This is a genomic window from Pseudomonas sp. CMR5c (assembly GCF_003850545.1).
In the GTDB taxonomy this organism is placed as follows: domain Bacteria; phylum Pseudomonadota; class Gammaproteobacteria; order Pseudomonadales; family Pseudomonadaceae; genus Aquipseudomonas; species Aquipseudomonas piscis.
This window is the reverse complement of record NZ_CP027705.1, coordinates 3,414,607-3,437,687: the sequence shown is the minus strand read 5'-3', so window position 1 is coordinate 3,437,687 and position 23,081 is coordinate 3,414,607. Positions and strand designations below refer to the sequence as shown.

16 protein-coding genes and 1 pseudogene are annotated in these 23,081 nt (G+C 55.3%); 12 read left to right on the top strand and 5 right to left on the bottom strand.

The features are described 5' to 3' along the window. Positions 1-35 precede the first annotated feature (35 nt). Positions 36-200: an NADH-quinone oxidoreductase subunit A gene (gene ndhC / locus C4K40_RS32240; RefSeq protein WP_164485027.1), complete on the bottom strand. Its 165-nt coding sequence runs from the start codon at positions 198-200 to the stop codon at positions 36-38. A 660-nt stretch (positions 201-860) separates the two neighbouring features. On the opposite strand from ndhC, the pseudogene C4K40_RS15730 reads away from it, so the two are divergent. The 6 genes and pseudogenes from C4K40_RS15730 to C4K40_RS15705 all read left to right on the top strand — a co-directional run. Next, positions 861-1,221: pseudogene (locus C4K40_RS15730) on the top strand (transposase); the annotation flags it as partial. A gap of 155 nt (positions 1,222-1,376) precedes the next feature. Further along, on the top strand, positions 1,377-1,997 hold the full coding sequence (locus C4K40_RS15725; RefSeq protein WP_053130060.1) for a TetR/AcrR family transcriptional regulator: 621 nt from the start codon (positions 1,377-1,379) through the stop codon (positions 1,995-1,997). A gap of 734 nt (positions 1,998-2,731) precedes the next feature. Next, positions 2,732-4,201, top strand: a complete 1,470-nt coding sequence (locus C4K40_RS15720) for an efflux transporter outer membrane subunit (RefSeq protein WP_083456861.1) — start codon at positions 2,732-2,734, stop codon at positions 4,199-4,201. Positions 4,202-4,233: 32 nt separating this feature from the next. Continuing rightward, entirely contained in the window at positions 4,234-5,352 is a 1,119-nt protein-coding gene (locus C4K40_RS15715; protein WP_218188659.1) for an efflux RND transporter periplasmic adaptor subunit, read from the top strand. A 10-nt stretch (positions 5,353-5,362) separates the two neighbouring features. After that, positions 5,363-8,683, top strand: coding sequence for an efflux RND transporter permease subunit (locus tag C4K40_RS15710; RefSeq protein ID WP_053130052.1), 3,321 nt, complete (start codon positions 5,363-5,365; stop codon positions 8,681-8,683). A gap of 555 nt (positions 8,684-9,238) precedes the next feature. After that, positions 9,239-9,511, top strand: a complete 273-nt coding sequence (locus C4K40_RS15705; RefSeq protein ID WP_053130050.1) for a hypothetical protein — start codon at positions 9,239-9,241, stop codon at positions 9,509-9,511. Between the two features lie 75 nt (positions 9,512-9,586). Here C4K40_RS15705 and C4K40_RS15700 read toward each other — a convergent pair whose 3' ends face one another. Further along, positions 9,587-10,444 (bottom strand): LysR family transcriptional regulator, encoded by an 858-nt coding sequence (locus tag C4K40_RS15700; RefSeq protein ID WP_053130048.1) that lies wholly within the window; start codon positions 10,442-10,444, stop codon positions 9,587-9,589. A gap of 113 nt (positions 10,445-10,557) precedes the next feature. On the opposite strand from C4K40_RS15700, the gene C4K40_RS15695 reads away from it, so the two are divergent. Continuing rightward, complete coding sequence (locus tag C4K40_RS15695) at positions 10,558-10,854, top strand: putative quinol monooxygenase (protein ID WP_053130045.1); 297 nt, start codon at positions 10,558-10,560, stop codon at positions 10,852-10,854. Between the two features lie 468 nt (positions 10,855-11,322). Continuing rightward, a complete protein-coding gene (locus tag C4K40_RS15690; protein ID WP_083456860.1) occupies positions 11,323-12,543 on the top strand; it encodes an acyl-CoA dehydrogenase family protein in 1,221 nt (406 codons plus the stop codon). 69 nt (positions 12,544-12,612) lie between these two features. Here C4K40_RS15690 and C4K40_RS15685 read toward each other — a convergent pair whose 3' ends face one another. Continuing rightward, on the bottom strand, positions 12,613-13,710 hold the full coding sequence (locus tag C4K40_RS15685; protein WP_371263419.1) for a methyl-accepting chemotaxis protein: 1,098 nt from the start codon (positions 13,708-13,710) through the stop codon (positions 12,613-12,615). Positions 13,711-14,175: 465 nt separating this feature from the next. Beyond that, positions 14,176-14,850: an OmpW family protein gene (locus C4K40_RS15680; RefSeq protein WP_083456859.1), complete on the bottom strand. Its 675-nt coding sequence runs from the start codon at positions 14,848-14,850 to the stop codon at positions 14,176-14,178. A gap of 327 nt (positions 14,851-15,177) precedes the next feature. On the opposite strand from C4K40_RS15680, the gene C4K40_RS15675 reads away from it, so the two are divergent. Genes C4K40_RS15675 through C4K40_RS15660 form a run of 4 tightly spaced genes read left to right on the top strand, consistent with a single transcriptional unit; the run spans position 15,178 to position 20,275 of the window. Then, positions 15,178-16,356: an acetyl-CoA C-acetyltransferase gene (locus C4K40_RS15675; RefSeq protein ID WP_053131356.1), complete on the top strand. Its 1,179-nt coding sequence runs from the start codon at positions 15,178-15,180 to the stop codon at positions 16,354-16,356. 11 nt (positions 16,357-16,367) lie between these two features. Continuing rightward, the gene (locus C4K40_RS15670; RefSeq protein WP_053130033.1) at positions 16,368-17,342 is read left to right on the top strand and encodes a nitronate monooxygenase family protein; all 975 of its coding nucleotides are present in this window, start codon (positions 16,368-16,370) and stop codon (positions 17,340-17,342) included. Positions 17,343-17,351: 9 nt separating this feature from the next. Continuing rightward, complete coding sequence (locus tag C4K40_RS15665; protein WP_053130030.1) at positions 17,352-19,475, top strand: 3-hydroxyacyl-CoA dehydrogenase NAD-binding domain-containing protein; 2,124 nt, start codon at positions 17,352-17,354, stop codon at positions 19,473-19,475. Between the two features lie 32 nt (positions 19,476-19,507). Further along, complete coding sequence (locus C4K40_RS15660) at positions 19,508-20,275, top strand: 3-hydroxyacyl-CoA dehydrogenase (RefSeq protein WP_053130027.1); 768 nt, start codon at positions 19,508-19,510, stop codon at positions 20,273-20,275. A gap of 92 nt (positions 20,276-20,367) precedes the next feature. On the opposite strand, the gene C4K40_RS15655 is transcribed toward C4K40_RS15660, so the two are convergent. Further along, the gene (locus tag C4K40_RS15655) at positions 20,368-23,049 is read right to left on the bottom strand and encodes a LuxR C-terminal-related transcriptional regulator (protein WP_083456858.1); all 2,682 of its coding nucleotides are present in this window, start codon (positions 23,047-23,049) and stop codon (positions 20,368-20,370) included. Positions 23,050-23,081 lie beyond the last annotated feature (32 nt).

Here is a 23,081-nt window from a genome sequence, read left to right as displayed (position 1 = left end):
GCTGCTGGTGGCCAGTCAAGCGCCTCGACAGACGCCTAGTAGGCTAGCCCAACAAAGAGCATCGCAATGAAAATCGCCGTTCCTGAGAAACCTATCCATCCAGCTTCACCCACGCACACTGACCAGGTCAGAAAAAACAACACTTCGACTTCGAAGATGACGAACAAGAGGGCCGCCAATAGAACCTGACGGAAGAGCACGGTCGGGCACTGCAGGCAGCATGCCAGCCTTGAGTGGCTCGTCCCTGTGGCGCCCACAGGGCTTACAGCCCCAAAAGCGTGATACGCCTAGCATGAGACAATCACTCTCAGCACAAACGCCACAAATGGCAGCTGCCGGGAGAATTCATCAGTGGTTTGCGTCCCTGATCGGATCGTCAAACACGTCGCATTGCAACCTTTTCGCGTAGGCAGGCAGCAGTGCTGATCAAGGGGAGGGTATTGCCAGGCAACGAAGGCGTCTGGCGAAACAAGAGGACCGGCCATCATGACTTCTCTGGAAGTGAAGGGCCGTCCCTACGAAAAGAAATAGCAAGCCGAGGTCGTCCACGGCGGAGCTGACCGTAGCATCTTGCCAAGCCTCCTAGCAACGTCTGCAGTCGCTCCGCGCGAACAGGGAAGCGACGTACAAGGTGCTCAAGTTCTGGGAAGAAAAGTACGGTGCAGAGACCATGGAGAGCTGGCTGCAGTAAAGCTGCCTCCGCAAAAAATCCTAATCCTCAGGGCCTTAATGAGAAATTTGGCGGAAGCTTAGTCGCTACTTCCTGCCTGCTAAGAATTCTCCGATCAAGTCAGCACAGGTCATCTGAGCTGTCCTGAAATAGCCCTCCGTCCCATCGGCCTCTACAAGCCCTCCATCCCATGAGTCAGATGAGCTTTTCCGATTTTGAGTACGCCAGTAAGTGCAAGAAAACCCGTCGCGAGCGTTTCCTGGCCGAGATGGAGCAGGTGGTGCCCTGGAGCGGTTTGGTGGCATTGATCGAGCCGCATTGCCCAAAGGCCGGTGGTGGTCGCAAGCCGTACCCACGGGAAACCATGCTGCGTGTTCATCTGCTGCAGAACGGGTTCTCGCTGAGCGACCCAGTCATGGAAGAGGCGTTGTAAGAGATCACTTCGATGCGCCAGTTTGCTCGCCTGACGCTCAGCTCCGATCCCCGAAGGTACGACAATCATGAACTTCCGGCGCCTGCTGGAGGAGTACGAACTGGCTTCGGGGATTCTGGAAACCGCCCATTTCAAGATGAGGAGCAACTTGTTCGGAGTTTCCCTAGACACTCAATATCAAACCTAGGGCGTGCCGTTGATGAGGCGGTTGACATTGCCGCTGCCATGGTTAATTATGCGACTATTCAGTCCGTTTATTGAGTGGCACCAGCTATGGCCCGCACCCGCAACGAACAATTGCATGAGCAACGCCGCGAACAGATCCTGTTGGCAGCTACCCGCGTCTTCAAGGAGAAGGGATTCCATGGCGCCCGTACCGAAGACATCTGCCAGCAGGCGGGCATGAGTGCCGGAGCGGTCTTTCGTTATTTCTCCGACAAACGAGAGATTATTGACGCCATTATCGCAATTGAGTGCGAACGCTACCTTTCTCAGGCTCAACAATTATTCAGTAAGGACGGGTTGCACCACTTAGCTAGCATCAGCGCAGAGAAACTGGCGCAGGAATTGTGCCCTGGAGATCTTGATCTCAGCCTGGATAGCTGGTTGGAGGTAACGCGTGGTCATAACCAGACACGTCTCATTGAAGTAGACCAGCAGATGCGTAAACAGCTGATTGAGCTTCTAGCCAATGGTCAACGTGAGGGCTGGGTTCGCCCGGGTCTTTCTCCACAAGGAGCGGCGGGGCTCTTGTTTTCATTACTCAGCGGTCTGTGGCTGGAAATGAATTTGGGCTTGGCCGCCAATACTGACCACGCTGCTGCGGCACTCGGCGATTTTGTAAGAACCTATCTATTTGTTCCTGAATTTCAACGCAGGTTTGGATCATGGTGAATAGAACCGTTTTAAAACGCCCTTCATCGATGGGCTTTTTTTTAAGATATAATGAGACGGAGTACTCCGTTTATTTTTTGAAAGTTTCGAATTGGCCTATTGAGCTTCTGCTGTTGATTGTCGGCGTTTTGCTGATGAGCGCCTGTAGTCATTCGCAGGTGGCGCACTCGGAGGAAGCTGTAAATGACTTTTCTCCACATGTAAATAGCACCGATAGAGCAGTGATCAAGGTCCAGGCTACCGAGATCGCGGCGGAGTCCTCGAAAAGCAATGCCTCGCTAGGGGGAGCAAGAAGATGGATTCTCAAACGAAGCTTCCCATGCCCGAAACGTCCATGAAAAAGACTTGCAGATATTGGGCGACGATCTCGTCGACAGTTACCTATGGACTTCACATGCCGAGAGTCTTACGCAGGAGCCCACTGAGATCCTCCCTCTGTTCGGGCATCTCGGACGCTAAATCAACCCCGTCCAGTGGGCCTTCTGATCTCTCAGGAAAACGTGGTGAACACAGCGATTGCTTCTCTCCATTCTTGAATTCGATAGAAATACTAAGCACCGATATCCAAGCGGGATTGGAAAGTTTTTTACGAGGAAATGTATTGCCTACCGGGAAAATCTACAGCATCCGGAGTATCTAACCTGCCCGCGGTTTATTTCTATGAAAATTCTCTTTACTCAACATGTCACTCAATTAGCGAGTGACAGTTCGCGCCCTACAGGGGAAGCCTGCTCATGCAGTCAACTGCCAATTCAACGGTGAATCCAATGCGGTTGTTTAAACGCCCCCACCGGCTAGCACTCTTTTTTTCTTTTATCAGTACTGCCTTGCTCTTATGTAGTTGTGCAACCAAACATGTGGAGCAACTATCAGCCGATCCCAAAGTGCCGGCGCAATGGGAAGCGCCAATGCCTGATTCACGGCGGGCAACTGAGTTGAAGAATTGGTGGAAATCGCAAAATGAGCCGGAGCTTGTGACGCTAATTGAGGCCGCTAATGAAGTCAGCCCCAATATCGCAAGTGCATTAGCACGAATAGAACGGGCGAAGGCATCACAGGTGCAGGATCTATCATCTTTGCTGCCAGAATTAACAGCAACCATGTCGCGTAATAAGTCCTATTCTCCACTCGCTAATGGTGCCTACACTCAAACTCAAACAGGGGTTCAAGTCAGTTGGGCGCTGGACTTGGCCAAACTTAATGGTTCGCAACTAAGCGGTGGTCGAGCGGGACTAGAAAGCGCCGATGCACAATGGCATGACGCCCGCATTTTGGTTGCGGCAGAAGTAGCCGACCTTTATTACGCGTCACGTATTTGTCAGCGTCAGTCCGAACTCTATAACCGGGACGCGAAGTCTTATGAGCGCTCGGTTCAGATGATGCTGCGTTCTTTGCAAGCTGGCATGGCTGCAGATGGGGATCTGGCAGCAGAGCGATATAACGCAGCGCAGGTGATGGGGCAGTTGCAGAAGCAACAAGCTACTTGTGAGCTACAGATCAAGGGACTAGTAGCCTTGACCGGACAAAGCGAACCTAGTCTCCGACAACTGTTGCAACCCGCCTGGCAACGCCCTCTGTCATTAGCCTCATTCAGCGTGTCGGCAATACCAGCCCAGGCCCTGAGCCAGCGTCCCGACGTCTATGTGGCCGAGCTGGATGTCATACAAGCTCAGGCAAGGGTCATGCAAGCGCAAGCCAACCGCTTACCTCGTTTGAGCCTGGAGGGTTTCGTCGGGCGCAGCAGTATCGATGCTGGAGACGTCAGCGTTCGCAATGCCACTAGCTGGACCTTCGGACCCCTGGCGCTAAATCTTCCGATATTCGATGCCGGACGTCGGGCTGCTGACCAGCGGGCCGCCGAGGAAGATCTCAATGCCTCGATCAGTGCGTACCACGCACGGGTTCGCCTTGCAGTACGCGAAATCGAAGAAGCCTTAGTGCAACTCGACAGTGCCGACCAGCGCTTGTGCTACAGCCGCGTCGCTGCTGAACAAGCGGCTATTCGTCTGCAGTCGAGCGAGCGCTTGCTACAGGAAGGAATGCTCAGTCCGTTCGAGCTGGAGGAGCTCCGGCGCAAGGCGCGCGCGGCCGAGCAGGATTCGTTGGCCTTGGATCTGGAAGGTCGACGTGCCTGGACAACCCTCTACCGCGCTGTTGGCGGGGGCTTCGACCGCTCATCTATGAATACTGAATCTAAACCATGACCCAACCAACACCCTTGAACACCGAGGCCCGCATGCGACCTTCGCCTTTCTATGTCATTGCACTGGCGCTGACTCTTCCTCTGTTCATGACAGCCTGCGGGCCTACAGAACTACCAGCGGTTGCGGAGGCCAGTAAGCCCGCACTGACAGTCAGCCTTGCCACCCCGACCTTGCAACCGGTGAGCAATGTGATCAGCGCCAACGGTTCAGTTGCTGCGTGGCAAGAGGCAATTATTGGCCCAGAGATCAACGGCTTGCGCGTAGAGGAAGTCTTGGTCCAAGTCGGAGACCGAGTGCGAAAGGGGCAACCCCTGGCAAGGTTTGCTCGCGATACGGTGGAGAACGATCGAATGCTGGCAGAGGCGGCCTTGCATGAGGCTAGCGCGGCGGCAGGAGAAGCACGCGCGGATGGCCAGCGGGCTCGTAACTTGGAGGATTCCGGCAACCTAAGCGCGCAACGTATTCAACAACTATTGACCCAGGAACAGACTACCCAGGCCCGCCTGGAAACCGCTCGGGCCCAGCTGGCGTTGCAGAAACTGCGCTTGAGCCAGACGGTACTGCGTGCTCCTGACGATGGAATCGTGGCTGCGCGCTCAGCAACCATCGGTTCGGTACCAGCCCAGGGTAATGAAATGTTCCGCTTGATTCGCCAGGGCCGCCTCGAATGGAGAGCGGAATTGGCTGCGCAACAATTAGAGCAGATTCGCCCAGGCCAAAAAGCCATGATCACCTCGCCTGGCGGCAGCACGTGGAGCGGTGTGGTACGTCTTGTTGCTCCGACTATCGATCCAAGCTCACGTCGGGGGATGGTTTATGTGGACATCGACAGCGCGAAAGCAGGGGAGGAGGGCTTTATCCCACCTGGGGCGTATGTCAGCGGTGAACTGATGACGGGGATACAACGAGCGATGATGGTGCCGCAGTCCGCTGTGGTGGCTCGTGATGGTTTTCACTTGGTATTTGTAGTGAGCAAGGACATGCAGGTCTCTGCACTGAAGGTTAGCGTTGGACGCATCTTCGGCGACCAACAGGAAGTCCTTTCAGGTCTTAAAGGAGCCGAGCGTATCGTCGCCAGCGGCGGGGCCTTTCTGAACAACGGTGACAGAGTTCGGCTAGCCAGTTCACCTGCCAACCCTGACCAGCATTGAGAGCCCCGACATGAATCTTTCGACCTGGTCTATCCGCAGTCCCATTCCTTCTATTCTGCTGTTCCTGATATTGAGTATTGCTGGTCTTTACGCCTTCCATGGAATGAAGGTACAGAACTTTCCGGATATGGATCTGCCGACCGTCTCGGTATCGGCGGCACTCCCGGGCGCGGCGCCACCGCAGTTGGAAACTGAGGTCGCACGTAAGTTGGAAGACTCGATTTCTTCCGTGCAAGGTCTGAAAAATCTACGTAGCACCATCCAAGATGGCATGGTGTCGATTTCCGCCGAGTTCCGCCTTGAAAAACCCGTGCAGGAAGCCGTGGACGATGTACGTTCGGCCGTGCAGCGTGTACGCGCGGACCTGCCGACAGACCTGCGCGATCCAATCGTTAGCAAGCTGAACATCATCGGTAGTCCGATCCTGGCGTTTTCTATCAGCTCTAGCAATATGGATGAAAGCGAGCTGTCCTGGTATGTGGACAACACCCTGTCGCGAGACTTGAGAGGGATCAGGGGAGTGGGCTCGGTGACCCGCGTTGGTGGGTTGAGCCGTGAAATCCAGGTTGAGCTTGATCCATTGAAGCTGGAAGCGATCGGTGTCACAGCGGCCGAAATTTCGCAGCAACTGCGCAATGTACAAACCGACGCTACGGGCGGTTTGGTCGATCTGGGTCATAGCAAACAGCCGTTGCGTCTCATGGCGCGAGTCAAAAGTGCTGATGAGCTGACAGCGGTGGAACTGTCGGCTCCGGGTGGGCAGCATTTTCGGCTCGGGGAGGTGGCAAGCATCAAGGATACCGTTGCCGAGCGTAACTCCCTGGCCTTGCTCGACGGTAAGCCTGTGGTCGGCTTCGAGATCGCTCGAGCCAAGGGGGCTGGCGAGGTAGAAGTAGGCGACGGGGTGCAGCAAGCAATAGCGCAATTGCGTCGTGAACGGCCCGACCTGCAGATCACTCAGGTCTTCGACTTCGTCCAGACTGCGCAGGATGAGTTCGATGCCTCCATGAGCATACTTTACGAAGGCGCGCTTCTGGCGATCCTCATCGTGTTCTTGTTTCTGCGGGATGTTCGCGCCACCCTGATTTCAGCTGCAGCCTTGCCATTATCCGTACTGCCGGCATTCATCGTTATGGACATTATGGGGTTCTCGTTGAACGCAGTGACCCTGCTAGCTCTGTCGCTGGTAATCGGACTGCTGGTGGACGACGCCATTGTTGAAGTGGAGAACATTGAACGCCACATAACCTTGGGCAAGACACCGCTGCAAGCGGCCAAGGACGCAGCCTCGGAGATCGGCTTGGCTGTGGTAGCCACAACTTTCGCGCTGATAGCGGTGTTTCTGCCAACGGCTTTCATGGACGGTATCGCCGGCAGGTTCTTCAAGCAGTTTGGCTGGACAGCGGCTTTGGCAGTATTCGCGTCTCTGGTGGTGGCGCGCCTGCTGACCCCGATGATGGCAGCCTATCTGATGAAGGCTCATTCAAGGCCCCAGCGCGACCCATTCTGGATGCCAGCTTACTTGCGCATAAGCCAATGGGCTTTGGGCCATCGTTGGATCACCCTGTTCATGGCGGGTGGTTTTTTCGTCGGCTCGCTGATGTTGATTCCACTGTTGCCCCAAGGGTTCTTCCCTCCCGATGACAACTCTCAAACCCAAGTCACTTTGGAGCTGCCTCCTGGTGCCACGCTGGCTCAGACCCAGGCGAAGGCCGAAGATGCGCGTCGTCGCCTGGAATCGTTGCCCCACGTGCAGCGCATCTTCACCACCATCGGTGGTGGCTCTGCGGGAAGTACCTCAGGCGAGGAAAGCAAGCCCGAAATGCGTGTCGCCATGCTTACCGTGCTGCTCGACCCGCGTAAGGAACGGCCGAAGAAAAATGTAATTGAGGCCCAGATCCGTACACAGATGGCCGAGCTGGCCGGCGTGCGCAGCAAGGTGGGATTCGGCAATTCGGGTGAGAAGTACCAACTGGTGCTAGCAGGCGACGATCCTAGGTTGCTGGCTGAGGCAGCAGATGCAGTACAGCAGGACCTGCGAAACCTTCCCGGCCTGGGCAACATCTCCTCCAATACGGGTCTGGTCCGTAATGAAATCATCTTGCGGCCGGACTTCGCCAAAGCCGCCGAGCTAGGGGTTACAGGGACTGCTATCGCCGATACGTTGCGGGTGGCGACTGTCGGTGACTATGACCAATTGCTGGCCAAGCTCAATCTGGAACAACGCCAGATACCTATCGTGGTCAAGTTATCGCGAGATGTGCGGGAGGATATGCGTCTCCTGGAACGCTTGACGGTTAGGGGAGCCAAGGGACCGGTGCTGCTCAACCAGGTGGTGCAACTTGAGCAAAATGGCGGTCCGGCACGCTTGAGCCGAATCAATCGTGCCCGCAGTGTCATCATCGATGTTGAACTCTCCGGGATGCCGCTGGGTGACCTAACCGCTCAGGTGGCGACGTTGCCTTCGATCCGCAATTTGCCTGGCGGCGTCCATCAGGTGACGCAGGGCGACGAAGAAATGATGCGCGAGTTGTTCACCGGTTTCGGCGTAGCCATGTTCAGCGGCGTATTGGCGATCTATGTAGTCCTGGTACTGCTGTTCAAGGATTTTTTTCAGCCTGTCACCATCCTTGCAGCGCTTCCCTTGTCGTTAGGCGGTGCCTTCGTCGGGTTGTTGCTGGCAGGTCAGGCGTTCTCGCTGTCCTCGCTCATCGGGTTGGTGATGTTGATGGGGATCGCTACCAAGAACTCCATTCTGTTGGTGGATTATGCAATCGAGGCTCGTCGCGGCCATCCCGGCCCGGATGGAGTGGCGACAGAGCAGCCCATGGGACGTACCGAGGCGTTGATCGACGCCTGCCACAAAAGGGCGCGCCCGGTCATCATGACCACTCTTGCTATGGGGGCAGGCATGCTACCGGTAGCCTTGGGCCTGGGCAGCGCCGACCCGAGCTTCCGCAGCCCAATGGCGGTCGCCGTCATTGGTGGATTGATTACCTCCACAGTACTGAGCCTGCTGGTAATTCCGGCCGTCTACACGATCATTGATGATCTACAGAGTTGGCTGCGCAAACTACCCACTATCCTCAGCAGTGAAAAAGTCAGCTTTAAAAAGAAAGCTGGTTTCGGTTTACTCGGGCTGGTCCTACTTTATTGGTTGGCTTTCCCTATCATTCCCTTCCTCGAGATACCGAATAAGATTGCCGTCATGTCGGTTCTGGTGGTGGTTGGCGAAGTCCTATTTCTTATTGCGATAGCGCTACTGGGGAAAGAATATTGGGAGCAAATTAAACAGTGGGCGCGCTCTAAGTTTCGTAAGCGCAAGCGCTAATTTAATTCCACGCCAACTTTGATAGTTGAATTTCTTGCGCCATTAATTAACTTTTAATGCTTTTCATAAGTTTCCCGGCCCTCCTGAGTCAGGGGCGGCCGGCGGGAAGGTGTTGATGGAAAACTTGGGTTATCCATGCTTGGAAGACAGTTTATGAGAGCACGTCGTAAACATACCGATGATCTTAAAGTTTCACTACTTACCAAGCGGTCGAAGTGGTGGCGGCGAACGAAGTGCTTTTGCGCTTGGCTTATAGCTATATTTATCTGTTTTTCCCTCATGGGACTGACGTCTCCGTGGATATTGTGGGGGGTGGTGTTTAATATGATTAACTTTAGAGGGTCGTTTCTTATGAGCACTAGCTTGTTTCTATGAATCGCAGCTCTCCGAGCTTCAGCGGGAAATTAGTGTAAATTTTTCAATCTTATTTATGAAGTCCTAGGAGGCTTTATGAGAAATCTTGAGTTGTATGGCTTTTAAAAGGTTAATAAAGAGGCAAATGAAAGAGTCTTTTCTATTGGCCTACTAGACTCGGAAGGCGAGAAGGCGGCACGAATGATGGCATGGCAGTGTTTTGCTGAAGACCGTGTAAAAATAGATGATCGCAATGAGCTAACCGCAAAAATTGCTCGAATTAAATATGGTGAAGCTTTGGCTATTTTTGACGAAGCAGGGGTTGAAATGGATATAGATATCAATGATTTCACCTCATTTTTCTTCGATGAATTGATTGTGCTCAGTAGAAGGGTCACGCCGAAAAGTGTTCAGTATGCTTTTTATTTTTTGTTGGCACTTGGGGTGTTTGGAATTTATAAGCTCTTTTTCTAGATCTTTAAGTCTTTTGTAACCTGATCGTTGCGGGATAACTGGCGGAGAAGAATAGTGGAGTTCCGCTGCGTACACTCAAAGTGTAGATTCGATGCTCTCAATAAAACCCTGAATCAGCGGAGAGGCTTGCTGCTTACGCCAAACAAAATGAATGTCACTCGAACCCAGGCCTTGAATGTGTTGGGCATAGAATCCTTTATGTGTAAGAGAAAATTGGTTGACGACACTTTCTGGCACACAGGCAAAACCCAACCCTGCTTCTATACAGGCAAAGATGTTGGGGTATGACTCGATTTCCAGAGCCACCCGCGGTTTGATATCGCAGGTCTCTAACCAATGGTCGACCTGACGGCGGTAATGGCAAGTGTGGCCAAATACGTAAAGCTCAAGATGTTCAAGTTCCTCCGTTGAAGGTGCCGAGAGCTTAGTTGGAGTGACTAGCAATAAGCGCTCACGGAATGCCAGGTGGCTAGCTAGCAATGGGTGCTCAATCGGGCCGTCAGTGAGTATAAGATCCATTTCCCCCTCCATTAGTAGACGCTCCAGTAGCATCGAGTGCTCTGGGCGAATGTGCAGTTCCACTGTTGGATTCTCGCGACGGTATCGTGAAAGGCGTGGGGGCAGATGATTGGCCAGCGCTACGTCCAAAGCTCCCACTCGCAGCACACCATGTGGCTTTTCGCTGGAGAACAACGACTGGGTATCGGCAGTCATTGCCAGAATCTGCTTGGCATTGCGGTATAGCAAGCGCCCCTCAGGAGTCACTAGCAGGCGGTTCTTTTCTCTATTGAACAAGACAACGTCAAGCTGCCCCTCTAGCTCGCGTAGCCGCGTAGTAATGTTTGATGGTACGCAATGCAGCTGTGCTGCCGCTGCCGCAATGGTGCCATGCTCGACCACGGCACAGAAGAAGCTGAGTTGTGAGAGCTTCATATGATCTCTTTTTGTTAGCGTGTTGATGACTATTAGTTACTTTTAATAACTGACCTCCCAGCCTAGCATCCTTCCTGCGATCGCTCCCTATAATTCTTCAATCGGAATCAATCATGACTTATCACGTACTGGTGCAGTTCGATGTTCCTTCTGACAAGCGTGAGGCTTTTGTCAGTGCTGGGCTATTTGATGCCAACAGCTCATTAGAAAAGGAGCCGGGCACTCTTCGCTTCGAGGTGATTCGCGATCAGCACAACCGCAATCGCTTCTATTTGGATGAAGTATATGTCGATGAAGCTGCGTTTCTCCAACACTGCAAGAACGAAACGATTGCGCGATTCAACGAGTTGATAGACGACTATGCCTTGGGTTCGGTATTTCTATTTAAAGGCTACCGCATCGAAGGTTAATCCTCCCAGTCCGACGAGCTTCGTCGGACTTTCAACGGAGCTTATTCATGTATTAGCGGCTGTTTTGGCTATTACACCTGCTTCAATCTATGGCAAGCCCGGAGCTGCATCCTGGGATGCTGACACATAAAAAAGTTTAGATTTCCTCATTGGATGACCCTAATAAGCATCATTATCCAATCTAGTTATTTAGAACATTCGCCATACTCTTGCACCTACTCCCCAGCAAGATGTCAGCTGGTCACTATCCGGTAACCAGCTAGTGGAATTTCCCACCATCCACTTACCCCTTCTTTAGTATGGTTTCCCTCGGGGCGGAACGCTCTAGGATGGACATAGCGCTGTCCATAACAAGGTTCACCTCCAATCGCCGAAAGGCTACATCTAATTCGTCGTTTCTTGGGCGAACCTTCTCGGACGCAATTGCCGCCATTGATATTCAACCAATACAAAAAAATGGAGAATCTGATGAGCTATCCTCACCGCCGTTCCGAACATATGTTCAATGACATATTTCTGCCTGAAGAAACCCTTGCTATTCGTGCCGAGGCCAGGGAGTTCGCTGAGCTTAAGCTTCGTCCAAGAGCTCATTCATTAAATACAGCTCCTGAGCGCCGGGATGGGTTTCCCAGAGAGCTGTTCGAGCTGATGAGTGAAGCCGGTCTGTATGAAATTCCCTTTGCTAGCGATGTTGGGGGGCGCGGGCTGAAGTACCCGACTCTTGCGACGCTGGTCGCCATTGAGGAGTTGGCCTACTACTCACCCGGCGCCGCCTCGGCACTCTACGATGGCCAAGCGATCCTGGTGGGCAAGACGCTGGATCGAGCGGGCCCGGCGTTGCGCCAACGGTACCTACCACAACTGGTCAAAGGCGGATTTGTCGGGGCCTTTGCCACAAGCGAACCGGAGGCAAGTACTGATCTGTCGGTCGGCTCCATGCATAGCCGGGCGGAGCGAGTCGAGGGTGGGTGGGTGGTGAATGCCCACAAGCGCTGGATCACCAACTCGGTTGCCGCCGATTTGATGCTACTCCTTTGTCGTACAGGGGACCGGTTGACCATGCTGTGTGTCGACATGCATGCCTCCGGAGTTTCGGTGGGTGAGCCGGACCTGAAAATGGGTAACCATGCCCAACTGACGGCCGACGTGCATATCGAAAATGTCTTTGTCGCCGATGATCATGTCGTGGGTGAGGTTGGCGGGGGCTTGCGTGCCGCCCTTGGGGCTTTGATGCTCGGGCGGATGGGGATTGGTGCCATTGGGGTTGGCATGGCTCAGGCCGCGGTGGACTTCGCTGTTGATTACAGCAGTAAGCGCAAGGTGTTTGGTCAGGAGCTGGCACGGTTTCAACACTGGCAGTTCGTGTTTGCCGAACATGCTCTGGGTATCGAGAGTGCCCGCAATCTCTATATCAAAGCGGCGCTGCGCTACGACCAGGAGGGCCAGGCGGAAGTCGAAGCAGCAATGGCCAAGATCGCCGGCAGCCGGCTTGCGGTGGATGTGGCTCGCGACGCCATCCAGGTATGCGGTGCCTATGGATTTGTTCGGGAGTTGAAAGAAACCTCCACGTATTTTCCATTGGAGTCGATTTATCGAGATGCCAAGATCGGCGAGATCTATGAAGGCGCGAATGAAGTGCAGCGCTGGGTTGTGGCTCGCAATTTGTTCGGTCGTGAACTGATCGGCTGAAATACAGCGTTTGCCAAAACGTGGAAAACTCTCAACAGGTCCGGCTGATCGCCGAACCTGTTGTAGAGCCTATAACGTGAAGCGGATAACGGCTTCGCGTAGCTGGCCTGCCAAATCGCTCAAGGAGTCACCAGCCTTGGCTGTCACACGGGCCTGGCTCAGGCTGAGGCTGGTCAATTCATGAATACGTGCCAGATTACCGTCGATATCTTGCGATACCATGGCCTGTTCTTCGGTGGCGCTGGCGATGCTGGTGTTGTTGTCGTTGATTCTGGTGCTGAGCTCTGCAAAATGTTGCAGTCTGTCACTGGTTTGAGTGGTTCGGACCAGCGTCTGGCTAGCCTGCTCTGCGCTATTGTGCAAGGCTCGAGTCGCTTGCTGCGTTTCTTGTTGGATCTGTTCGACAATCTGCTCGATGTCCTTGGTCGATGCCTGGGTTCGCCGAGCCAGAGCTCGAACTTCGTCCGCTACCACTGCAAAGCCACGGCCGCTGTCCCCAGCTCGTGCGGCCTCGATGGCGGCGTTCAAGGCCAGCAGGTTGGTCTGCTCGGCGATGTCTCGAATGATCACTAGAGCCTGGCCGATATTCTTGGCCTTGTAGGTCAATTGCTCGGAATGCAGGCAGGCCTCGAGCACCTGTGTCACCAATACCTGGATATCAGTGACCGTCACGTGCAGGCGCTGCTGGCCTTCCTTGGATACGTCGACGCAATCTCGGGAGCTCAGTGCTGTGGCATTGGCGTGTCGGGCGACCTGTGCGACCGAGGCCGTCATCTGGTTGATGGCAGCGGCGGTGTGCTCGACCTGCTGGTTCTGCCGCTGCAGATTGTCGGTGTTAATTTGCGCCGTATTGCGCATTGCATCCGCCGCCAGAAGCAGATCGTTGCTACCTTGCTGGATCTGCGTCAGCGTGCTGTGCAGATTTTCACGCATGGTTTCCAGGGCCAGTCCCAGGCGCCGAGTTTCGTTCGGCCCATGGATCTCCACTGGGTGACCAAGATGACCGGCAGCGATGTGTTCCGCGACAACAACTGCGGCTTGAATGGGCCTGGTAATACTTATGATCAGGCGCCAGAGCAATAGCAGGGTAATCGCCAGCACCGGAGGAATGACTGTAACCACCACATTGCCAACATGCGCCTGCACAGAGGCATCTGACGTGGCCATTCCATAGCTTTCCTCTAGTTGCTGTCTACTCAAGCGCAACAAAGCCCCCTGCAAAGGGGCTTGCATTAGAGGCTCATTCAGGTAGCTCACCAGTGCGTCACGAACGTCCTCGGACGCCGGGGTCGCCTGGCCGGATGGCAGTGCAGCTAATAGATTTCTCAGTACCTGGGTGTCCTGGGGGCTGTTCTGCAACTGGTTTTGCAAATCGAGCAACCATGTTTGCTGGGGTAACCAGGTTTCTTGTAATCGCTGGTTAGTGGCGCGGATCTTGGCCAGGTTGAACAGCGCAAATACACCGAGAAAGACTACGAGAATCAGCACTAGGCTCAGGCAGAGCGCCAAGCGCTGGGAAATTTTTGTTTTCGTCCAGTACTGCATGACGGCTTGCTCCTCTGAGCTGCGCTTTGACTAACAAAGCGCAAGCCCGTTGACCGGTGGCCGCTTGCCACCGGCGCTGTGAGAACTTCAGAAGTAGAACACGACCCCGGCGCTGTAGACGAAAGGGTCCAGGACAATCTCGCCCTTGACCGGAATACCGCCCATGGCTGGAGGGGCGTTGCCAGTAGCTTCTGCTTCCAAAAACAGTCGCTTGACGTCGAAAAACAACCCCATGTCTTCGTTATTGCGATATTCGAAGCCGGCCTGCAGGGTCAGTCCGTTCACGTCGTCGACATTCAGATTGCTAACGGCCTTGTCTTTGGAATCAAGTACAAGCATGTAAGACCACCCTGCACCAAGATAAGGCTGGAATCTGCCGAAGTTGGTAAACCGATATTGGGCGGTCAGGACCGCCGGGCCGTAAGTGATGCTGCCAAGCTTACCCAAGTTCTTGAGCGAGCCCCCCGCCTTCAGTTCAGTGGTGGGTGGGTACCCGAGGGTGAGACCTAGAGCCCAGTTATCAGTGAAGTCATATCCAATCTCAGCTGCCACGCTGACGTTGTCTTTGACACTGGCATTCGCTCCGGGAACTTCGCCGCCGAGTAAGGGCGCTTTCAAGGTGACGTCATTCTTGAAATCAACAAAGGCGGGGCCGGTACGTAGCCACCAATGTCCTTCTTGAGCACTTGCCGGGGAACTGATCAGGAGCAAGGCTGAGCAAAATAGTCCTGAGAGACAAACCGCATTAAGGTTTTTTTTCATAGTTAGGTCGCTCTTGTTGTTGTTCTTTCACTCTCCAGCGGGGGAGAGTGGCAGGGCTGATCCTAAGCAAACGCCGGGGGCCTGCATGGGTTCGAACGGACTAATTTGCATAGAACACATAGAGGCGGGGGTATTACTGGAAGTGTGTCCGAGCGATAGAGGACAGGTTCCAGTGAGCTCTGCGGGATGATCCAACAGGAAGCAGATTAGTCCTAAAGAACGGCGCATCTTCCGACTACCCGCCATAGGCTTCATCCCATCGCGCTGCGGCGCTGGAAACCCGCCTGCCGCAAAGCAGGTTGTCAATTTGGGATGAGGACAAAAGAGATGAGCCAAGCGTATATCGTTGCAGCAGTGCGTACCGCGGGAGGACGTCGTAACGGACGCTTGTCCGGTTGGCATCCAGCGGATCTGTCCGCTCAAGTACTCAATGAGTTGGTCTCCAGGGTCGATGTCGACCCGGCACGAATCGATGATGTGATCATGGGATGCGTCGGTCAGATCGGCGAGCAATCCAACAATATCGCTCGTAACGCGATCATGTCCTCGATGCTGCCGGAAAGCGTGCCAGGCACCAGCCTCGACCGCCAATGCGGTTCTTCACAGCAAGCCTTGCACTTTGCCGCCCAAGCCGTGATGTCGGGCAGTCAGGACGTGGTCATAGCTGCCGGTGTCGAGAGCATGACCCGGGTGCCTATGTTCCTGCCCAGTACGTTGCCTAACGAACACGGCTACGGTCTGTACGTCGGCCCAGCGATAGAGGAGCGTTATCCAGGGATACGTTTCAGTCAGTTCAGCGGTGCTGAGCAAATGGCCCAGAAGTATGGCCTGGGCCGTGAGGATCTGGATGGTTTTGCTTTGCGCAGCCATCAGCAAGCGGCACGTGCCGTCGAGGCGGGAGTGTTCCGTAATGAAATCCTGCCGTTATTGGTCCGTGCCACTGGCGAGGGTAACGTTGATCACCTGCACCAGGTAGATGAGGGCATCCGTTTTGACGCAACCCTGGACAGCATCTCCAGCGTCAAACTGTTGCATGAAGGCGGAGTGATTACTGCTGCCAACGCTAGTCAGGTTTGCGATGGCGCGTCCGGAGTCATGGTGGTCAATGAGCGAGGGCTCAAGGCTCTAGGAGTGGAACCCTTGGCTAGGATCCATCACATGAGTGTACTGGGCCATGATCCGGTGATCATGCTCGAGGCGCCCATTCCTGCGACTCAGAGAGCCTTGGAAAAGTCCGGCATGCGGATCGACGACATCGATTTGTACGAGGTCAACGAGGCCTTTGCTTCGGTACCACTGGCCTGGTTGAAAGCACTTGGCGCGGACGCCTCTCGACTCAATGTGCATGGCGGTGCTATCGCCCTGGGCCACCCGCTGGGGTCTTCGGGCACCAAATTGATGACCACCCTGATCAACGCCCTTGGCGTGCATGGCAAGCGATATGGCCTGCAGACCATGTGCGAAGGCGGTGGCATGGCCAACGTCACCATCATCGAGCGGTTGTGAGGAGTTTGACCATGAGAACCCGGATTACCGAGCTTCTGGGAATCGAATTCCCTATCGTACAAGGCGGCATGCAGTGGGTGGGACGCGCAGAAATGGCCGCGGCCGTCTCTAATGCTGGAGGCCTGGGCATGCTGACCGGCCTGACTCAACCAACACCTGAGGATCTGCGCAGAGAAATCCAGCGGACCCGGGATATCACCACAAAACCCTTTGGCGTGAACCTGACCATCTTGCCTTCGGTGAACCCACCACCTTACGCCGAATATGTCGAGGCAATCATCGACAGCGGGGTAAAGGTCGTGGAGACCGCGGGTAACAGTCCTAAGGAGTTCATTGCTCGCTTCAAGGCGCATGACGTGAAGATTCTGCATAAGTGCACTTCGCTACGCCATGCCTTGTCTGCGCAGCGCAATGGGGTGGACGTAGTATCCATTGACGGCTTCGAGTGTGCCGGTCATCCCGGTGAGGACGACGTGGGTGGCCTGGTGCTGATTCCTCTGGCCGCTAGTGCTCTGGAAATCCCGGTGATCGCATCCGGTGGAATTGCTGATGGCCGCGGCCTTGCCGCAGCACTGGTGCTGGGGGCCGAGGGCGTGAATATGGGTACGCGCTTCTGCGCGACCGTCGAGGCACCGATTCATCAGGCCGTCAAAGAGGCTTTGCTGGGCGCCAGCGAGCGTGAAACCAACCTGATTTTTCGCACCTTGCATAACACCGGTCGCGTCCTGAAAACACCGGTATCGAACGAGGTGGTCAGACTTGAACGCCGCGAAGGTGGTTGCGAATTCAAGGACATCCAACATCTGGTGTCCGGCCAGAAGGGGCGCCTGGCCCTGGAGACTGGGGACTTGAATGCCGGGTTGGTATGGGCCGGACAGGTCGTCGGCTTGATCAACGACATCCCCACTTGCGCGGAGTTACTCAAGCGCATCATTACAGAGTGCCGTGGGCAGCTTGCCCTGGCCAATCGCTTCTTTACCAACTGAGGAGGGCGCATGTATCAAGGTAAGACACTCAGACTCTCTCCATTGGCGGATGGCCTGATCGAACTGTGTTTCGATCGCACAGGCGAATCCATCAATAAGCTGGACAAGCTTGCGGTACGTGAACTGCGCGAGGCACTCGAATCAATTGCCGATGACTCAGCCGTACACGGCCTTTTGATCACCAGCGCCAAGGATGTATTTATCGTCGGTGCTGATATCAGCGAGTTCTCCAGCTTGTTTGCCCTGTCAGCCGAGCAGATCAGTGCTGATGTCAGGTGTTCCAACCAGGTATTCCTGGCGCTGGAAAACCTGCCAGTACCGACTGTTAGCGTCATCAATGGTTACGCCCTGGGAGGAGGGCTCGAGCTGGCCTTGAGCACGGATTTGCGTGTGCAATCTAGCCGTGCCGAAATTGGGCTTCCGGAAGTCAAATTGGGGCTGATTCCCGGTTTTGGCGGCACTGTACGTCTTCCGCGAGTGGCAGGAGCCGCTACTGCTGTGCGGTGGATGGTGAGCGGAGCGCAGATGCCAGCCAGGGATGCGTTGGCTTATGGTGTGGTGGATGCCATTGCCGACCCGCACGAACTACGAAATGTTGCCTTGAACCTACTCCAGCAAGCCGTGCGCGGAGAACTGCAGTGGCGCGAGGCCCGTGGACGCAAGCAGCAGCCAGTAGTTACCAGTGAGCAAGACCTCCAGCTACTCCAGCGTGAGCGTGAGCGTCAGCAGGCGCAAGGAGGTCAGCACCTGCCTGCGGCACGAATCGTTGTCGAGTTGCTTCAAGATGCATTGCTATTGAACGGGCATCAGGCACTGGAGCTCGAGTCGAGAGTTTTTGGCCAGATAGCCAAGACCCAGGCCGCCTCGAGTCTGGTACAGGCATTCCTCAATGAACAGGCGCTGAAGAAGAGCCTGCGACAGTATCGGGACGGTGCCTCTCAAGTATCGTGTAGTGCCGTATTGGGGGCCGGAATCATGGGCGGCGGCATCGCCTATAGCAATGCGATCAAGAGCATCGATACCAAGGTCAAGGACATCTCACCGAGTGCTTTACAAACATGCATGAATGAGGCCCGGCGTCTCGTCGACAAGGGCGTCGCAGCCGCGCGAATGAACAGGACAACGGCCGAGGCAGTTTTGGCGCGCATCACCCCTTCGCTGGACTACCAGGGATTCAATGACGTACAGCTGGTTGTCGAGGCCGTGGTGGAGCGCCTGGACATCAAGCGCGAAGTACTGAGTGAACTGGAATCGCAGGTAACACAGGAGTGCGTTATCGCGACCAACACGTCCTCGCTGTGTCTGCATCAGATGGCCAATGCGCTTCAGAACCCGGAGCGCCTGGTGGGTTTGCACTTCTTCAATCCTGTGCCACAAATGCCATTGGTGGAGGTGGTACGTGACACGCATACCGATCGCGCAAGCTTAGGCACAGCCGTTCAGTATGTCTTGGCTCTGGGCAAGACACCTATCGTCGTCAGCGACTGCCCAGGCTTCCTGGTCAACCGCGTATTGACTCCTTACATTCTGGCGTTCCTTAAATTGCTCAGCGAGGGCGTGGAGTTCCAGCGTATTGACCAGATCATGGAAGCGCTCGGCTGGCCCATGGGACCAGCCTACCTGAACGATGTGGTCGGCCTCGATACCGCGGCCCATGTTTTTCGCACCATCGGCTTGGCCTATCCGCGACGCATGCAAGCGGAGCTCAGCAGATACCTCGACCTATTGGCCAGGTTCGGTCGTCTGGGGCAGAAAAGTGGCGCAGGTTTCTATCTCCACCAGCGTGATGCTCAAGGACGGCCCCACAAAATCCCTTCCAGTGATATTCAAGCGCTCTTAGGTATCTCCCCTGTAGGTGTTTCCCGGGTTAGCGATCAACAAATTGTCCGCCGGCTGATGCTGCCGATGTTGCTGGAGGCTGTGTACTGCCTGGAGGAGGGAGTGGTGGCCAGCGCCCATGAACTCGATACCGCACTGGCCCTGGGCCTTGGCTTCCCCAAGCATATGGGCGGTCCATTGCAGTGCATCGATTGGTTCGGTGCGACGCAGATCGTGGAGTGGACGCAGGCAGCAGGGCTCGAACTGCCTGAGCGGCTCCGAGGCGCTGGCGCACAACAAAAATTCTTCGACTGAATGTCGGCTCACACCGTAGGGGAAGTTTTAACATGCAAGTACAAGGTAGGGTTTTTCTCGTCACCGGCGGAGCTTCTGGCCTTGGTGCCGCAACGGCAGAGCATCTGATCAGTGCAGGTGCCAAGGTCGTGATAGCGGATATGAACAGCGAGACGGGTGAGAGGCTGGTCAGCCGTCTCGGTGACAGTTGTGCCTTTGCCAAGGTCAATGTCACCTCGGCAGATCAGGTCCAGGATGCAATCCAGTTGGCCGTTGAACGATTCGGTAGTTTACATGGGGCGATCAACTGCGCCGGGATTGGTAATCCGGAAAAAGTCCTGGGCAGGCAGGGCCCACATCGTCTGGAAAGCTTTGCAAAGGTAATCGAAGTCAACCTGATCGGCACTTTCAACGTTATCCGACTCGCCGCACTCCAGATGAGCCTCAATGCTGGCAATGAGCAGGGCGAACGAGGTGTCTTGATCAACACGGCTTCGATCGCAGCATTCGATGGTCAGATTGGCCAGGCTGCCTATGCCGCTTCCAAAGGTGGTGTCGTCGGCCTGACCCTGCCAGTTGCTCGCGAATTGGCAAGTAGTGGCATTCGAGTCTGCACCATAGCCCCGGGGCTGTTTGCCACTCCAATCCTCGAAATGCTGCCTGAGGAAGCTAGAAAAGCCCTGGGAGACCAGGTCCCTTTTCCTTCTCGGCTAGGCTACCCCGAGGAGTTCGCTCAACTGGCCCGGCACATCATCGAGAATCCGATGCTCAACGGAGAAACTATCCGCTTGGATGGTGCCCTTCGGATGCCGCCGCGTTGATCTGAGCCAACCAAGCATAAGCCGGCTTCAGGGCCGGCTTTTGTCTGAGAGTGAGGGCAGAGAACAGGTGGGCCGCCCATGCTCGGGATCGCTCATATCCAGCCATGTCGCCGAGCAATGGCCACAGCCTCGGTTCTTGAGTGGGCATCGAGTTTGGAATGAATACGACGCAGATGGGCTTTGACCGTGGTTTCAGAAAGATAAATTTTGTCGGCTATCTGCCGGTTGCGCAGTCCTTCGGCTATGTAGTGCAACACCTGCAGCTCTCGTTTACTCAATGGCTCGATAACAGCAGTGGTTGACGTGGGTTGCTTGCGCGAAGGCTGCTTAGCCGGCGACTCCTCTACAAATTGTCCGAACAGTCGTTCGACGAAATCACTGCTGACCCCTTCCGGTAAAGACAGATGCAGGTGTCGCGCCCGCCAAATGCGCAGCAGCGGTTGCAGAGTTTCACCCTCGTCCAGGAAGCTGCGCAGGAAGCCTTCGTTGCCGGCCAGTTGCAGTGCCTGGGTAACTTGTTGCAGTGCAGCTTGTTGCTTGCCCTGGGAGTTCAGGCCGGTAGCCAACAACAACTCCAGCTTCAAGCCGCGACGCAAGCGCATCTCCTGTCGAGCCTGAATACAGGCTCGGCGAATGTCTTCCTCCACGGTGGCTGCCCGACCGTTGGCGATTGCCAGACGCCAACGCATCATTTGAGGTGTTTCGATATCCTGGGCCGGCAAGCTGTAGCCTGTCAGAGACAGCCAGAACGGCATGCTCTCGACTTCACGGACGATTCGTTCACTGAGAAACAGGTCGCCATGCAGCCAATACAACCTGGCTTGCTCCAGGCGCGCACTAGCGCGAACCCGAGGAAGATCAAGATCGAGGCCAATATTTTCAAGCTCTATGAGATGGCGTAAAGCAGTTTCCCGGTCTGCTTCGGTGGCCGCCAGGCGCGAGAGTAGTACATAGGAAAGGATCAGGGCATCGACGTGACCGTTTTGACGTGCGTAGGGGAGGCATTCGCCAATCAGGCGCCGTGCCTGGTCGAGTTGATTCATCTCATACAACACTTCGGCCAGGGGGGCGCCGATCATGGCGCGTCCACCTGGCACGCCTTTCTGTCCCTCACGCCAGGAACTGCGATAGCTGGTCTGCAATCGAACCTGTGCTTGGACCAGCCGTCCTTGGAGCAAATCGATCCACCCCTCGTTATAGTCGCTGATGGTCCGTATGAACGTAGTGTGCAGCATGGTTTGCTGGCCGCAGGTCTGAGCCAGCAATTGGCGAGCCTCATCGTAGCGGTTGGCGGCAATCATATGGTGCGCCTGAACTGTGGCCAGGAGACCTCGTTGTAATGAGTATCCGCTCGGCAGCTGCGCTAGCAGCTCGCGACTAGCCTGAAAACATGCCGAGATACGATCACTCATTGCCAGCATCAGGCATTCCAGTGTCTGCGCATGGACTGCGTCCGAAGGTGATTGCTGCTTGATAGCCGCGATATGCGCACTAGCCTCGGCATGGCGCCGATTGAGTATCAACGCCCAGGCGCAAGACAAGCGCAGACGTGGATGCCGGGCGAGCAGTTCTGCTGGCAACTGGTCGAACCAGCGCAGCAAACGTCGCACTCGGCCTTGTTCGAGCAGCGCCGGAGCATGCTGTTCCAGCAATTGCATCGCGGCCTCAGGGGAGTCGGCCAAGAGCAGGTGGTCGATGGCGCAAGCCGGTTTGCCTTGCTGGACGAACCATTGCGCCGCTCGGTGCTGCAACTGTCCATAACGAGCCGCAGATTGATGCCGCAACTGATTGCGCAGGTAGCTGGCGAACAGGCTGTGATAGCGATAAAAACTACCTTGGCCATCGAGGGGCAGCAGGAACAGGTTGTTGCGCAACAACCAGGCCAACATCTCTTGACTGTCCTGGCGCTGCATCAGCCAGTCGCAAGCCGGCGCATTGAACTGTTCGAACACACTGCTGGCGATGAGAAACTCCTGCTGCGCCGGTGACAGGCGTCGCAAGATATCTTCGGTAAGAAAGTCCGCCAGCTCACAATGGCGCCCTGAAAAGTGCTCCAGCAGATGGGCGGGATCATCATGTTTGGGCAAAGATAGAGTCAACAGTTGAATGGCCGCTACCCAACCCTCGGTCCGGGAGTGCAACAGAGCAATCTGCGGGGGAGCTAATTGCCGTGGCAAACGGGCGTGCAGCAGGCGGGTAGTTTCCTCAAGACTGAGGCACAGTTGTGTTCGGGTGATTTCCAGCAACTGACCGTGGGCCCGCAGAGTCGCCAAGCGTAGTTGCGGCACCTGTCGTGAGCTGATCAGTACTTCGCCGTGGGGCGGTAGATACTCGAGCAACTGTTGCAGCAGGGCGAGAACATCCGGGGCCTGAATCACCTCGAACTCATCGAGCAGAATGGAAAACGGATGGTTGTACAAAGCCAGTTGTTCGAGCAGTCCGGTAGCATCTACAGGCCTCTGTGCCCGGGCATTCCAACCTACTTGCAGATGGCGCACGAAGCGCTCGAGGTCGTTGTCTGCGGCATCGAGACTCAACCAGAGCGTGCGTCGCTGTTCCCGATGACAAACCGCCAGATATTGCAGGAGCAAGGTTGTCTTGCCGAAACCGGCAGGGGCATGCACCAGTACCAGCTTGCGAGGGGTACGGTTAGCCAATCGACCCAACAAGGCAAGACGGAGTTCTTGCTGAACCGGCTGCTGGGGAGGCTGTAGCTTGGACATTACAAGTTGCGGGAAGGATTGCGCGCAGAGTGGGCGGGCAGGGGTATTCATTCTCGACTCCTGATCGTCGGGCCTTGTGGTCA